Below are 12,240 nucleotides of genomic sequence, written 5' to 3' on the forward strand. Positions count from 1 at the left end.
GATCGGATCACTTCGAGGAGTAGCCGATGTCACTTCGGCCTCGGATGACCTGCCCGAGACGCGCTGAGCCGCTGAGTTCACCGCTGCGCACACAGACTCTCAATTAGTTGTATTATATCATTCATATAGACTATTGGTTCGCCGGTGGAGGTAAATGTGGCAGTCGATTCCACCACCGGGGCCTCACGTGCGCGGCGATCCCCGGCCCGCGGCACCACCCAGCGTGTCCGGGTGCCCAAGATGGCCGAACTCGTCGCCGCCGAACTGCGGCGTCAGATCATCCGGGGTGAGTTGTCCGAAGGTGAGGCGCTGTCGTCGGAAACGGAGCTGATGAGCCGATTCGGGGTGTCGCGGCCGACCCTGCGCGAGGCGTATCGGGTGCTGGAGTCCGAACGGCTGATCGTCATCCGCCGCGGCGCCAACGGCGGGGCGCGCGTGCAGCCGCCGCGGCGTGAAGTCGCCGCCCGCTATGCGGGTTTCATCCTCGAGTATCAGGGTGCCTCGGTCAAAGATGTCTACGAAGCACGTGCCGCGCTCGAGGTGCCGAGCGTCGGCCGGTTGGCGCTGCGCCGGTCCGCGGCCGATCTGGCCGCGCTGACCGAGGCGCTCGACCGCTACGACGACGAATACAACCCGCCGAGGTCGATCCGGCTGCACGGCGAATTCCATCAACTGGTGGTCCGGCTGGCAGGTAACGAAACCCTGACCCTGCTGTCGGAGATGGTGCATCACATCATCGAGACCGCCAATGTGACACTGCAACCCGACAGTGGTCCCTCCGCCGAGCGGGCGCGGCGCGACACCGGTAGGACCCATCGCAAGCTGGTCGAGCTCATCCGCGAGCGGGATGCTGACGCGGCCGAGGAGCTGTGGCGCCGTCACCTCGGCGAAGCCGAGGGCTACGTTCTCGGTGACGATGCGGCGGCCAGCGTGCTGGATCTGCTCGGCTGACAGCTCACAGCCGGCCGTCGCGGCGCAATTCGGCGGGCACCCAGTGCGGCGAACGACGCTGTTTGAAGGCGTGGAAACCTTCCAGTGCTTCGGGACCGGCGAGACTGGCCTCCATCGCGATACGGGCGAAATGCCCGAGGTAGCCATCCAGACTGGCCTTGATCTCCCGGCGCGCGGCCGGCGCGGTCCGGCAGATCTGGGCCAGGGCTTCGGTCGCGGCGCCGCGAAGTTCGTCGTGCGGCACCACCCGCGACACGAGGCCCCAGTCCAGTGCCTCCTGTGCGGACAGTGTGCGCCCGGTGAGCAGCAGGTCGCGGGCGCGCACGGCGCCGACCACGCGTGCGAGCACCTGGGCGTAGTAGGTATCGGCGATGCCGCGCAATAGTTCCGGGACGCGGAAACTCGCCCGGTCGCTGACCACCGCCAGATCACTGCACAGAGCGATCATCAGGCCGCCGCCCTGGCACAGGCCGTTGACCGCGCACACCACGGGCTTGGCCGAACGGCGCAGCGTATCGAACGGCGTGACGTCCATTCCGAGCGCGGTTTCGAAATCCAGCCAGTCGTCGGCGCCGCTCTTGCCGAGGTCGCCGCCCGGGACGAAGGTGCCGCCCGTAGCGGTCAGCAGCAGTCCGGCCACGGCGGGATCACGGTCGACCCGGTTGATCACGTACCGCAGACCGAAGTACATCGCCGGGGTCAGCGCGTTGCGTGCCTCCGGCCGATCCACCGTGCAGACCGCGAATACGCCCTCGCGCTCGAAGCGCAGATACGGAGTGCCGAGCCAGTCGCCCGCGGGTGGTCTGGGCTGCGCGTTCGCGGACATCATCTTCCCTTCGCCGGCACGACCGATCCTGATACGGGTAACTTATTTTGCTACATCCGAGGCTTTTGTGCCAGATTTGACGGTTGTATTAGTGGTTGATCTGTCTGGTGAAGTGGAAAGTAGCGGAAAGAGGGGCACGAACTTGACGCTTTCGTCAAAAACATTCTACTGTAGATGTCGAGCCAGTAGCCGAACTTTGGATAGGGACATCCCATGACGCAGTTCACCGACGCGCCGATCTTCGACGCCGATCAGCACATGTACGAGACGCCGGACGCGCTGACGCGCTATCTACCTGAGAAGTACCGCCGCGCAGTGCAATTCGTGCAGGTCGGGAACGCGGCGCGGATCGCGATCCTCGGCCGGATCACCGAATACATCCCGAACCCGACATTCGACCGGGTGGCCGCGCCGGGATCGTGGGAGAAGTTCTTCGCGGGTCAGAACGCCGAGGGCAAATCGCTGCGCGAGCTGTCGGTCGGCATCGATGCCGAACCCTCGTTCCGGGAGCCCGGACCCCGCATCGCCGAACTCGACCGTCAGGGTGTCGATGAGGCGCTGATCTATCCGACGCTGGCCAATCTGGTCGAGCACTCCGCGGCCGAGGACCCCGAACTGGTGGTCGCGGTGATCCACGCGCTGAACCGTTGGATGCTCGACACCTGGGGCTACACCCATCAGGATCGGCTGTTCATGACACCGGTGATCAGCGCCGCCATGGTCGACGACGCTCGCCGGGAACTGGCCTATGTCATAGAGAACGGGGCCAAGGTAGTGCTGATGAAGCCGGCTCCGGTGAAGGGCCTGCGGGGCTGGCGCTCGCCGGCGCTGCCGGAGTTCGACCCGTTCTGGAGTGATGTCGAGCAGGCGGGGATCCCGGTGGTATTCCACGCCAGTCAGCCACCGCTGGACGGCTACATCAATCAGTGGGAACCGCCGGAGACCAACAACCACCTGGAGATGAGCGCGTTCCGCTGGATCGCGCTGGGGCACCGCGAAATCGCCGACATGATGACCAGCCTCATCTGCCACGGCACGCTGACCCGGTTCCCGAAGTTGCGCGTGGCCAGTGTGGAGAACGGCAGCGCCTGGATCCAGCCGCTGTTCGACGATTTCGAGGCCACGTACGCCAAGATGCCGCAGGCCTTCGACGAGCATCCGCACGAGGTGTTCCGCCGCAACATCTGGGTGAGCCCGTTCTGGGAGGGCAAGGTCGCCGATGTGGTGCACACCGTCGGCTGGGACAAGGTGCTGTTCGGCTCGGACTTTCCGCATCCGGAGGGTCTGACCGAACCGCGTGGCTTCTACAAATACGCCGAGGGCATGGACGAGCGGCGCACCCGCGACTTCATGGGTGACAACGCGCGCCGTCTGCTCGGGCTTCCTGTGCGCAACCCCGCCGGTGACAGTGTGCCCGTCTCCGCTTAATCGAAATACAGTGTGCCACACTGATATTCGACGATCGATGTGGCGCACACCGGTTGACGACCCGGTCGGCCCGGCGCGCGGGTGTGCGCCGAGAAAGGTGTGAGATGTCGCTGGAGTCGGCACCGATAGCGTCTGCGACGCTGCTGGATCTGCTGGAGTTGGAGCAGATCGATCGCGATCTGCATCGTTCGGTCGTGCTTTTCGACGAGCCGTTCTCGCTGTACGGGGGCCAGGTCGCCGCGCAGGCCCTGTACGCCGCCGGCCGGGCGGTACCCCCGGGCCGATTGCCGCATTCGCTGCACTGTTACTACCTGCGCGGCGGCAGTGCGGCGCGGCCGGTGCTGTTCCGGGTCGACCGGGACCGCGACGGCCGGTCGTATTCCGCGCGCCGGGTGATCGCACTGCAGGATGGCGAAGTCATCTTCACAATGTCCGCGTCGTTCGCGACGCCGCGGCACGACGCGGACCACGAGGTCGAGCCGATGCCCGACATCGCAGCGCCGGAGTTGCTGCCCGAGTGGGAATTCGAGCGCATGTGGTCGATGCAGGCACGAGTGCCACCGCAGCGAACCCGGTCCACTCCGTGGCCGAGCCGGTTCTGGGCTCGCAGCGCGATCGAGTTGCCGGATTCGCCGCTCGTGCACGCCTGTGTGCTGACCTATCTGTCCGATACGTCAAGTGGTCTGGTGGATGTGCCCGGTGGCGCGCAGTGGGCGGGTTCGACTCTCGACCACACCGTGTGGTTCCATCGTCCGGCGCGATTGGACGAGTGGGTGCTGGTGGACCTGCTCCCGCGGACGGTGGCCGGAGGGCGGGGGCTCTACACCGGAACGGTTCGCCGGGCCGACGGCGCCACGGTGGCCACCCTGGCTCAGGAGTCGCTGTTCCGGGAGCCGCCGCCCGGCAGGCCCGTGCCGAAGATCTGAATCGCCGCCGCGGCTGTGAAACCTGATGCGCCGCCGGGATACCCGGCGGCGCTCGGTCCCCACGGGACGGCGGTCGTCACGGCGTGTTCTTGTCCGCGGGCCGCAGCACGGGGGCCGCCCGCCAGTCCTCCAGTCCGTAGTCGACCGTGCCGACGTAGGTTTCGCCGCGCGAGATCTCACTCCAATGGGCGTGGTTGAGCTGATGGATCGTGAAGCAGGCGTCCAGCGCGATGCTGAAGCCCTGGGCGTCCTGTGCCTGATTGACCGAATCCTTGATCAGCAGCGCGGCCATCGACGGGACCTTGCCGATGCGGGCCGCGAATTCGACCGTTCGCTCCGATACGCTTTCGGCGGGGAAGATCTTGCTCACCATGCCGAGCGCATACGCCTGTTCGGCGTCGATCGAATCACCGGTCAGCAGTAGCTCTTTGGCTTTGCGAGGGCCGAACTCCCACGGGTGGGCGAAATATTCGACGCCGCACATGCCGAGCCGGGTGCCGACCACATCGGCGAAGGCAGTGCCCTCGGCGGCCACGATGAGATCACAGCACCACGCCAGCATGAGTCCGGCCGAAAGGACTTTCCCGTGCACCTGAGCGATGGTGATCTTGCGCAGCTGTCGCCAGCGCTTGGTGTTCTCGAAATAGTAATGCCACTCTTGACGCAGCCGCGATTCGGCGCCGTCGAGAGTGCCTCCGTTGCATTGGAAGCTCGGATGCTGGTCGGGTCCGGGCTCGCGTTCGGCGACGCTCTCTGCGGTGCCCAGATCATGTCCGGCCGAGAATGCGGGACCGTCGCCGCGCAACACCACCACGCGGACGGTGTCGTCGGCTTCGGCGCATTCGAAGGCCTCGCCCAATTCCACGAGCATCCCACGATTCTGGGCGTTGCGCGCCTGCGGCCGGTTCAGGGTGATGCGTGCGATGCGGCCCTGTTCGAGGGTTTCGTAGCGGATGTAGCGGTAACTCACGGGGACGCCTTTCCCGGCAGCTGCCGACGGCGAGCTCCGGAGTTCAATTGACGATAGTGACAAAATGGCCCGTACCGAACCGGGGATGGGCGGGATCTTACGAAAATCTCCTGTTGCTCCACAAACCGGAACCTGCTTTCGATAGTGTTTGACGATGACGTCAAATAAGAGTAACGGAAGCGGATTTAGCATCCCCGGCGCCCGAGCGGTGGCCGATCCCACCGGAGTCGCCGTCGTGTGCGTCGAATGTCAGAACGGCGTGATCGGGCCCGAGTCGGTGCTTCCCGCGCTGGCCGCCGATGTACGGTCCGTTGTGTCGGGTGTCGCACGGCTGCTGGCCGGCGCCCGCACTGCCGGTATCCCGGTGGTGCACGCGACGTTCGAAGGATTCCTCGGTGCCGGTGGGCCCGGGAAGGCGCCGTTGTGGCGTGCACTGGACCGAGCCGGCGGGTGGGGGCCGGGGGACCCGTCCACCCAAGTCGTCGCGGAGTTGTTGGATCCAGCCGACTTCGTGCTCGGCCGGCATCAGGGGCTCTCGCCCACACACGGTACGGAACTACTTCCGGTGCTGCGCAGCATGGGAATTCACACTGTTGTGCTGGCTGGGGTCTCGCTGAATGTGGCCTTGCCGTTGACCGCGGCCGATGCGAGCGAGGAGGGATTCCGGGTGGTGGTCGCGCGCGACGCGGTGATGGGCACCCCGGCCGAGTACGCCGAGCAGGTGCTGCGCAATACGATGGCTATGCTGGCCGATATCGTCACCGTCGACGACCTGATCACTGCCTGGGCCGAGTCGGCGCTGCGCGCGTAACCGGACGGGGCTCAGGCGGTCAGGATCGCCATCAGGAAATCGGTTGCGGTGCGGACGATGTCGTCGGGATCCACCGGCAGCTGTTGCTGGGTGTGGCTCAGATACCAGGATCGGTCCAGCATGGCCTGGACGCACAGTCCCAGCGCCTCCGGTGCGGCGGCCGGGTGGCGCTGGCGGTTGCGCAGATTCATCCCGAGCAGCCACACCACCCGCATCTGCATCCGGGTGCTGGCGATTTTGACATCTTCGTCGGAAGGGCCCGGTTGGGCCGACAGTATGAAGGCCCCGTGCTTGTCCATGAAGGCGAAATAGCCGCGCACCCAGATCTCGACGTCCTCGCGGGTGCACGGCTGGGCAATGGTGTCCCAACGTGCGACCACGTCGAGCAACTCGTGATAGGTCTCCTCGCCCAGGGTGTTGAAGATTTCGCGCTTATCGCGGAAGTAGGTGTAGAAACCGGCCCGCGAGATCCCGCAGGCATCGGTGATGTTGTTGATCCGGGTGCCCGAATAGCCGCGTTCCAGGAACAGCTGTTTGGACGCCTCCAGGATGGCGTTGCGCGTGCGCGCCGCGCGTGCGCCCAGCCGGGGGTCGTCGGTCCGGCTGCTGTCGTCGTCGAGTGCGGGCGCCGATGAATCGTTCATGATGGGGCCAGTCTAGGAGATTCCGGTGTGGTATCCGGCGGTGCGCGCCGCGGCGGGCGGGCAATCCGGACAGTTTTGTCAACTGTGGCGTCCGGGCGCTTCCGTCATCGGCTCGGCCGGTCGAGGGCGGGAACTGCGCCGGTGCCGAGGTGCGGCAATACCCGCTGACCGGTGGTTCGCCCCCTGGCCCGGATCACGGTCGTTGGCGCCGGATACAGGTGGATAGGTGATAATAGTGGTATCAGCTGACCCATACCGGAGGAAATTCATGTCTGCGATGCCACTGTCGACGTCGGTCGTCCGCGTGCCGAAGGCCGGTGAGATGGTGGCCGCCCAATTGCGCCGTCAGATCGTCACCGGTGAACTGCGTGAGGGCGATGCGCTGCCATCGGAGACCGAACTCATGGAGCGATTCGGCGTGTCGCGTCCCACGCTGCGCGAGGCGTTCCGAATCCTGGAGTCCGAACAGGTGATTCAGGTGCGGCGCGGTGCGCGCGGTGGCGGCCGGGTGATGATGCCCGACGTATCCGCGGCCGCTCGCTACGCCGGGACCCTGCTGCAGTACCGCAAGGCCACCCTCGCCGACGTGCACGAGGCCAGGGCCAATCTCGAGGTGGCAGCGGTGGCCACGTTGGCGCGCAAGCGAACCGCGGCCGACCTGCGCGCCCTCGACGACATGCTTGCCGAAGGCGAAGCGCTGCTGAGTGACCCGCCGGCCTTCGGTAAGGGATACGACCTGGAATTCCACCGCACGCTGATGCAGTTGGCGGGCAATCAGACGATGATCGTGCTGCTCGACATCGTCTCGACGATCATCGAAAGCCACGTCGAGAACTTCTTGCGTGAGCACCGCGGTGACACCGGTGCCGAATCCAAGGCCGCGGCAGCGCACCGGGCACACGTCAAGCTCGTGCAGTTGATTCGGGACAAGGACGCCGTCAAGGCCGAGACCTTCTGGCGTAAACATCTGGCCCAGGTCAAGAACTTCATGATCGAGGACCCGGAGGAGTCGGTCCTCGACGTGCTGCCCTAGGCCGCCGCTCGGCCGCGCGCCCGGTGGGGCCGCGGCCGAGGCGGAGAGCGCGATACGGTCCGGCTCGGGTCAGGCCCGATCCCGTCCCAGGACGGTGACCGCGGAGACCGCGGTGGGGCCGCCGATATTGTGCGCCAAGCCGATCCGCGCGCCGTCGACCTGGTTGGCCGCGCTACCGCGCAGCTGTTCGAAGATTTCGAAGCACTGCGCCACGCCCGTGGCCCCCGGGGGGTGCCCCTTGGCCTTCAGTCCGCCGCTGGGATTGACCGGCAGTGGTCCGCCGATCGTCGTCGCGCCGGCCTCCACGAGTTTGTATGCCCCGAACCGGTCTATGAATCCCAGGTCCTCGTAGCTGATCAGTTCCACACCGGTGAAGCAGTCGTGCACCTCGGCCACATCGATGTCGCCGGGCGTCAGGCCCGCCATGGCGTAGGCGGCCTTCGCCGCGCGCACGGTGGCGGGGAAGGTGGTCATATCGGCTTTGTGCTGATGCATCACCCGATCGACGCCCAGGCCCACGCCCCGGATCCACACCGGTCGATCGGTATAGCGGTCCACTACATCCTCGGCGGCCAGCACGAGCGCCGCGGCGCCGTCACTCTGCGGTGTGCAGTCGTAGAGGCCGAACGGCTCCACCACCATCGGCGCGTTGAGTACCTGCTCGATGGTGATCTCTTGCCGCAGTTGGGCTTTCGGGTTCGGTACCGCGTGGCGGTGATTCTTCACCGCCACCATCGCCATATGTTCGCGGGTGGCGGGGGATTCGTGCAGATAGCGGCTCACGTGCAGCGCGAAATTCGCCGGGGCGATCAGTCCGAGCGGATAGTCCCACGCCATATCGCGGGTCATCCCGGCCCATTCCCAGAAGGTGTCCTTGCTCGCGGACTCCCGGACCTTGTCGGCGCCCATCACCAGGGCGATGTCGAAGGCGCCCGACGCGATCCCGAACAGCGCGTTGCGCACCGCGTCATTGCCGGTGGCGCAGGCGTTTTCGACTCGCGTTATCGGGATGTCGAGCAGGCCGCAGCTGTCGGCCAGGATCCCGGACGGGAAGCCGTCGGTGGTGGACAGCTCGCCAAACCAGGCCGCCTGGATCTCGGCGGGAGCGATGCCCTTGTCCACGTTCGCGATACACTCCGCGAAGGCCATTGGCAGCAGATCCTTGATGCCCAGCCCGAAATGTTCGCCGAACGGTGTCATTCCCGCCCCGACGATCGCGACCCTTCTCATGCGATTTCCTTCTGTGTGTGTTGCGCGGTATCGGGGATGAAGGCGTATCCGTAGTCGGGAACGCCCGAACGCACCGCGACCCGGCGCAGGACCATGCGGCCATGGTCACCGATGCCGACCGAACCCGCTTCGGCGGCAGTGGTTTTCGCCAGTGCGCGCACCGTCACCCCGTCCAACTCGACGATGACCAGCGAATACGGGCTGGGCAGGCCGGGGACGGGCACATGCACCGTGACCTGTGTGTAGACGGTTCCGGTGCGCGGCAACTCCACCAGCTCGGCCGGCTCGACGAGGCGGCCCTCGGTGTCGATCGACAGCCGCGGCGGGAAATCCAGCGCGCCGGTGACGAGGTTGCGCGAGGCCTGCCAGCGCAGCTTGGCATCGAAGGCGCGCTCGTAGGCGGCCAGCGAGATGGGGATGTCGAGGCCCGGCGCCCGGACGAGGCGCTGAACCGGGCGCGCCTGGAGTTCGTTGCGCACCACCGATGCGGTACCGCCATCCACACCGAGACCGCTCACCGTCGCCTGTTCGACACCGAGAAGTACACCCGTGGTGCCGGTTTCGGCCATCCGTGTCAGGGCGAACACGGCCGCGGACGCGCCTGTCGTCGGCAGCTGCGGCGCACTGGCACTCGACAGCGCGGTGGCCGTCTTGTGGTCCACTCCGGCGACCGCGCTCACCTCACCTGGCCAGGCGGTCCGCACCGATCGCAGGATTCCGCGTTCGCGCAGCAGGCGCGGATCGCCGTAGTCGCGGGTCGTGCCGGCGGCGTCACGGGTCCGGACCGGAAGGCTGCGGGCCAGCCGGGCCACCGGACGGACGGTGAGGCCGGTCTCGCCGATGACCGCTGCGGCGGCGCCGGCCGGTTCAAAATCGACGGCGATGACCAGGGTGCGCGGGCGGGCGGTGGCGATCGCGTCCAGCGCCGCGGGGGCGCCGCCGATGCGCTCGGTGACCTCGATGTCGGGATCGAGTCCGAGTCCTGCCAGCAAGACCGCTCCGCTACCGCCCTCCAAGAGCGGAAAGTCCCTGGTGACCAGCGTGACCCGGGCGATCGGGCCGCCGCCTCGCCGGGCGGCCGACCCGGCTTCGACCGCCATCGTCACCGCATCCTCGTCGTCCCCGGCGGTGCGCCGCTGCGCAGTTCCCCATGGCGGCAGGTAGGTGCCTAGTGAACTGATCCAACTCATTGCCACAACCCCTGTTCGGTCGTCGGCGCTAGGGCCTCGAAGTAGCATATTTAACTAACTATTTATACTACATGCGCGCCGCAATGAGCCGAGGCGGATCGGCGCGGGCGCCTCGGGGCTGCCGATCGGCTCCCGCTGGTGGACATGCTCATGGACCGGTCCGGTGCCGGCTCTGGCGAGGTGGGAGTCACCCACGCGTCCCGATACAGCTAAATAATTATAGCGTTATTACGATTTTTCCTATTTGGATCCGACGCAGGGCGATGCGCTCCTATCATGTCGCCAAGGGTGTACCGCACGACACGTGCCGTGGGGCTCGTTCGGTGCATCTGCTCGTCGGCCCTGCCGGGCCGACCGGCGCGTCCTTGGCGTGGTGGATTGGTGACGGAGTGTCAGACCGTGTCCTAAGGCGCCGATAATACATCGCACTTTACCAGTGCAAAGCTCGCTGAACGATATTGACGCTACTGTCAGATGAGTTCTACAGTGAAGAGGATCAAGTGGTTGCGGCCGATCGTGACGACGTGCCGCATGGACACGGGATGTGACTGGATTTGTTGGAACAGGCCGAGGGTGTGTCGCACGGTGGTGCGGTCGCGGTCGAATACGTGCGGCCGGAGGTACGGCTGCTGCCGGCGCCGACAGCGGTATCGGGACCATTCTGGACCGGCGGCCGCGACGGGAGGTTGCTGATCTACCGGTGTCGCAGTTGCCAGCGATGGTTTCATCCCGGATCGGCAGCGTGTTTCCGCTGCCGGAGCACCGATGTGGCCCCCGAACCGGTTTCCGGCCGCGGCCGGGTGGCCGCGTTCACCATCAATCGCCAGCCTTGGATTCCGGGTTTTCCGCCGCCCTATGTCGTGGCGATGATCGAACTGGCCGAAGAGCCCGATGTCCGAGTGGTGAGCAATGTGGTCGGGGTGGTGCCGGAGACGGTGTCGGTCGGCCTCGAGGTCGAGGTGTTCTTCGAGCAGTGGGACGACATCTGGCTTCCCCTGTTCCGTCCCGCGGCAGGAGTGAGCGATGAGTGAGCCGAGCGGTCTGTTCGGACGCAAGGCCGTAGTGACCGGCGCCGGCAAGTCCCAGGTCGGGCGGCGTCTGGGCCGCAGCGGTCTGGAATTGACCGTCGAGGCCGCGCTGCGGGCCATCGCCGATGCGGGCCTCGAGCCCGACGATATCGACGGGGTGGCCAGCTATCCCGGTCCGGGCGTACCCGATCCCGGCTTCTCCGGGGCCACTGTGCACGAGCTGCGCAACGCACTCGGACTGCGCAGCCGGTGGTTCACCAGCAGTATGGAGACCGCGGGGCAGATCGGCCCGGCGATCGATGCCTGTATGGCGGTGGCTACCGGGCTGGCCGACCACGTGCTGGTGTATCGATCGGTATGGGAGTCGACCGCGCAGACCGCCGGGCGCGCATCGGTACTGTTCGGGAACGGCCGGCTGCCCGATCACCTGGAATATTTCGGCCCCTTCGGCGCGGTGTCGGCGGCGAACTGGCTGGCTATGGTCGCCCAACGCTATATGCACGACTTCGGTCTCACCCGCGAACAGCTCGGCGCCATCGCGGTGAACGCCCGGACCAACGCCGGACTCAATCCCGACGCCGTCTATCGCACCCCCATGTCGCTCGAGGACTACCTCCAGGCGCGGATGATCTCCGATCCGTTCTGCCTCTACGACTGCGATGTGCCCTGCGACGGGGCCAGCGCGGTGATCATCTCCCGGCGCGAGGCCGCGGCCGGTCTGCCGAAGCCGCCGCTGACTGTCGAATCCGTCGGCACCGGCATGTTCGAACGCGCGACCTGGGACCAGCGCGCCGACATCACGACGATGGCGGCCCACGACGCCGCGACGACGCTGTGGGAGCGCACCACCCTGCGCCCGGCCGATGTCGATATGGCCCAGCTCTACGACGGCTTCAGCTTCCTGACGGTGCAGTGGCTCGAGGCGCTGGGATTCTGCGAGCGCGGCCGGGTCGGTGAATTCGTCGAGGGCGGGCATCGCATCGCTCTCGACGGGGAACTGCCGCTCAACACCAGTGGCGGCCAGCTGTCCGGTGGCCGCCTGCACGGTATGGGATTCCTGCACGAAGCCTGCGTCCAGCTGTGGGGCGAGGGTGGCGATCGGCAGGCGCCCAAGACTCCGGAGCTGGTGGCGGTGGCGGTCGGCGGCGGCCCTGTCGCCGGGGCCATGCTGCTCAGCCGGCGTGATTGAGAGGTCCACGGAGA

The 12,240-nt window shown here is 66.6% G+C and carries 11 protein-coding genes and 2 pseudogenes; 8 read left to right on the forward strand and 5 right to left on the reverse strand.

What is annotated here, in order from left to right; all coding sequences use genetic code 11:
* Window positions 1-156: 156 nt before the first annotated feature.
* Window positions 157-951 (forward strand): FadR/GntR family transcriptional regulator, encoded by a 795-nt coding sequence (locus tag NE2_RS16785; RefSeq protein WP_307617859.1) that lies wholly within the window; start codon window positions 157-159, stop codon window positions 949-951.
* Between the two features lie 4 nt (window positions 952-955).
* Here the strand turns inward: NE2_RS16785 and NE2_RS16790 are convergent, their stop codons facing one another.
* Entirely contained in the window at window positions 956-1,777 is an 822-nt protein-coding gene (locus NE2_RS16790; protein WP_063027284.1) for an enoyl-CoA hydratase/isomerase family protein, read from the reverse strand.
* Between the two features lie 213 nt (window positions 1,778-1,990).
* Here NE2_RS16790 and NE2_RS16795 point away from each other — a divergent pair, with 213 nt between their 5' ends.
* Window positions 1,991-3,205 carry an amidohydrolase family protein gene (locus tag NE2_RS16795; protein WP_063027211.1) on the forward strand — a complete coding sequence of 405 codons (1,215 nt, stop codon included), beginning with the start codon at window positions 1,991-1,993 and terminating at the stop codon, window positions 3,203-3,205.
* 104 nt (window positions 3,206-3,309) lie between these two features.
* Window positions 3,310-4,131 carry an acyl-CoA thioesterase gene (locus tag NE2_RS16800; RefSeq protein ID WP_063027213.1) on the forward strand — a complete coding sequence of 274 codons (822 nt, stop codon included), beginning with the start codon at window positions 3,310-3,312 and terminating at the stop codon, window positions 4,129-4,131.
* A gap of 76 nt (window positions 4,132-4,207) precedes the next feature.
* Here NE2_RS16800 and NE2_RS16805 read toward each other — a convergent pair.
* Window positions 4,208-5,117, reverse strand: a pseudogene (locus NE2_RS16805) (enoyl-CoA hydratase); the annotation flags it as partial.
* 192 nt (window positions 5,118-5,309) lie between these two features.
* Between NE2_RS16805 and NE2_RS16810 the strand changes: the two are divergent.
* Window positions 5,310-5,912 (forward strand): cysteine hydrolase family protein, encoded by a 603-nt coding sequence (locus tag NE2_RS16810; RefSeq protein WP_063027215.1) that lies wholly within the window; start codon window positions 5,310-5,312, stop codon window positions 5,910-5,912.
* Between the two features lie 11 nt (window positions 5,913-5,923).
* Here the strand turns inward: NE2_RS16810 and NE2_RS16815 are convergent, their stop codons facing one another.
* Window positions 5,924-6,556 (reverse strand): TetR/AcrR family transcriptional regulator, encoded by a 633-nt coding sequence (locus NE2_RS16815; RefSeq protein ID WP_063027217.1) that lies wholly within the window; start codon window positions 6,554-6,556, stop codon window positions 5,924-5,926.
* Window positions 6,557-6,824: 268 nt separating this feature from the next.
* On the opposite strand from NE2_RS16815, the gene NE2_RS16820 reads away from it, so the two are divergent.
* Window positions 6,825-7,589: a FadR/GntR family transcriptional regulator gene (locus NE2_RS16820; RefSeq protein ID WP_063027219.1), complete on the forward strand. Its 765-nt coding sequence runs from the start codon at window positions 6,825-6,827 to the stop codon at window positions 7,587-7,589.
* 69 nt (window positions 7,590-7,658) lie between these two features.
* Here the strand turns inward: NE2_RS16820 and NE2_RS16825 are convergent, their stop codons facing one another.
* Complete coding sequence (locus NE2_RS16825; protein WP_063027221.1) at window positions 7,659-8,819, reverse strand: thiolase C-terminal domain-containing protein; 1,161 nt, start codon at window positions 8,817-8,819, stop codon at window positions 7,659-7,661.
* The gene (locus NE2_RS16830) at window positions 8,816-10,009 is read right to left on the reverse strand and encodes an OB-fold domain-containing protein (protein WP_063027223.1); all 1,194 of its coding nucleotides are present in this window, start codon (window positions 10,007-10,009) and stop codon (window positions 8,816-8,818) included. The genes NE2_RS16825 and NE2_RS16830 overlap by 4 nt, the downstream gene beginning before the upstream one ends.
* A 608-nt stretch (window positions 10,010-10,617) precedes the next feature.
* Here NE2_RS16830 and NE2_RS37540 point away from each other — a divergent pair.
* The 3 genes and pseudogenes from NE2_RS37540 to NE2_RS16840 form a co-directional block, all read left to right on the forward strand.
* A pseudogene (locus NE2_RS37540) lies at window positions 10,618-10,767 on the forward strand (zinc ribbon domain-containing protein); the annotation flags it as partial.
* Between the two features lie 9 nt (window positions 10,768-10,776).
* Window positions 10,777-11,040, forward strand: coding sequence for a Zn-ribbon domain-containing OB-fold protein (locus NE2_RS16835; protein WP_307617860.1), 264 nt, complete (start codon window positions 10,777-10,779; stop codon window positions 11,038-11,040).
* On the forward strand, window positions 11,033-12,226 hold the full coding sequence (locus NE2_RS16840) for a thiolase family protein (RefSeq protein WP_063027227.1): 1,194 nt from the start codon (window positions 11,033-11,035) through the stop codon (window positions 12,224-12,226). Before NE2_RS16835 ends, NE2_RS16840 begins: the two co-directional genes overlap by 8 nt.
* The last annotated feature ends 14 nt before the right edge of the window (window positions 12,227-12,240 follow it).

The sequence above is a fragment of the Nocardia elegans NBRC 108235 genome, assembly GCF_001612845.1.
GTDB classification, from domain to species: Bacteria; Actinomycetota; Actinomycetes; order Mycobacteriales; family Mycobacteriaceae; genus Nocardia; species Nocardia nova.